Origin of the sequence: Selenomonas sp. CM52 (genome assembly GCF_000292955.1) — a bacterium.
Taxonomy (GTDB): Bacteria; Bacillota; Negativicutes; order Selenomonadales; family Selenomonadaceae; genus Selenomonas.
This window is the reverse complement of record NZ_ALNM01000005.1, coordinates 1-2,002: the sequence shown is the minus strand read 5'-3', so window position 1 is coordinate 2,002 and position 2,002 is coordinate 1. Positions and strand designations below refer to the sequence as shown.

Here is a 2,002-nt window from a genome sequence, read left to right as displayed (position 1 = left end):
AAACTCCTCATTGCCGATTCGATCTATTGAGGGTTGACACGAACGTGCAGAAGCGCAGTTCTACCTGCATAAAACGAACTGCTGGGAATGGGAGGATGGATGACGGACTTAATTGCGGACGTAATGTTCCAGGAATCACGCGTCAGACCAATGCACTCTCATTCTACAGCTTAGGTAATGAGGTAGACAAGGAGCGGTCGCGTACCGCTTCCCTGATCTATAAATCTATTGTAATAGGAACCACTGATAAATTCAGCCACCCATCTTCACACATCTGCGCTGTCCTCTCGTCGTCGACAAATCCTCGACGTAGCACTGCTACGCCTGTGGTTTGTCTCCTCGATAGATACAGCGCATCTGTGCAAATCTGGGCGACCTCATTTTATCAGCGCTTCCCTTAGCCTTTCACGCTAAACTTTCGCATACGGTCTGTTATCCACAAAGAAAACACTTGTTTTCCACAGTTATCCACAGATTTTTGGGGATAAGCCCGGCACGGCTTGCCATGCCAAAGCTTTTCCTGCTCGACTTATCCACATGCTAGAGGAGGAGAGATTTTGTCCTTTTTTATGAAACTTCAGGAGCTGACATGGCATGAGATGACCGATTTCCTGCTCATGCCTGCGTGCATCATGCTCGCGGCGCTGACGGTCGGCATATTCCTCAACAAGCTCATTGACCGACAGATTCGCGAGAGGGTCACGGTCGGCGAGGATACGGCTTGGTCGATCTTCATCCATGCGCTTCGCGGCGTGCCCGTCTCGTGGTGCATGGGCGTCGGCGTCTACTGGTCGATCAAGACCATCGACGTCTTCCCGACGATCGCGCAGTTCCTCTCCTACATCCTCTTCGGTATCATCGTCTTCACGCTGACGCGCGTCGCTTCGCGCACGATCACGGGATTCATCGAGATGAAGACGCGCACGAGCGGCGCGGCTCTGCCAAAGACGACGCTCCTGTCCTCCATTCTTTCCGGCGTCATCTATGCCATGGGCGTGCTCGTCGTCCTGCAGTATGCGGGCATCTCCGTCGCGCCGATCCTCACGGCGATGGGCGTCGGCGGCGCGGCGCTCGCCCTCGGTATGCAGGAGACGCTGTCGAACATCTTCTCGGGGCTGCAGCTCATCCTCTCGCGCCAGATCCGCATCGGCGACTATGTGCGCATGTCGGCAGGCGAGGAAGGCAAGGTCGCCGACATCAACTTCCGCTTCACGACGGTGCAGACCCTGGGCGGCAACACGATCATCGTGCCGAATCAGAAGCTCGCATCGTCCATTCTTACGAACTACGACATGCCCGCGCAGGAAATTTCCGTTGCCATCCCCGTCGGCGTCAGCTACGCGAGCGATCTCGACGAGGTGGAGCGCGTGACCCTTGAGGTGGCGAACGAGGTCATGGCAGCCTTCGATCACGACGTTGAGAGCGATCCCGTCGTGCGCTTCCACACCTTCGGAGACTCTGCCATCGAATTCGACGTCGTGCTGCGCACGAGCAGCTTCGTTAACCAGTTCCTGTTGAAGCATGAGTTCATCAAGGCATTGACACGCCGCTACCGCGAGGAGGGCATCGACATCCCCTTCCCCGTGCGCACAATCGTGCAGGCGAAGGAATAGCTGCCGCCTGTGCATAACTTTTTTGAAAGAATCTTTCTCCGCGCTCAAAAGCCTTGAAAATCTTGCGAAAGCACCCTTTCCCGCCTGTGGATAAAGGGTGCTTTTCTTGTGGATAAACCACAATATGTAGTTTAGTCCCTTGACTGCCCAATCTACATCTTGTATAATCATGCTGAACTGTCCAAGAAGCAAGCGCAAAGCGCGCAGCTGATTGGATAACAGTTCGTATGCGAAAACATCCCAAGAATGCAAGCGCAAAGCGCGTAGCATGATTGGCTGACGTTGACCGCTGCTGAACTGTCCAAGAAGCAAGCGCAAAGCGCGCAGCTGATTGGATAACAGTTCGTATGCGAAAACATCCCAAGAATGCAAGCGCAAAGCGCGTAGCA

General features: G+C 54.4%; 1 protein-coding gene. It reads left to right on the top strand.

Annotation, left to right across the window (positions count from 1 at the left end):
* The first annotated feature begins 557 nt into the window (after positions 1-557).
* On the top strand, positions 558-1,613 hold the full coding sequence (locus tag HMPREF1153_RS00875) for a mechanosensitive ion channel family protein (RefSeq protein WP_009645035.1): 1,056 nt from the start codon (positions 558-560) through the stop codon (positions 1,611-1,613).
* Positions 1,614-2,002 lie beyond the last annotated feature (389 nt).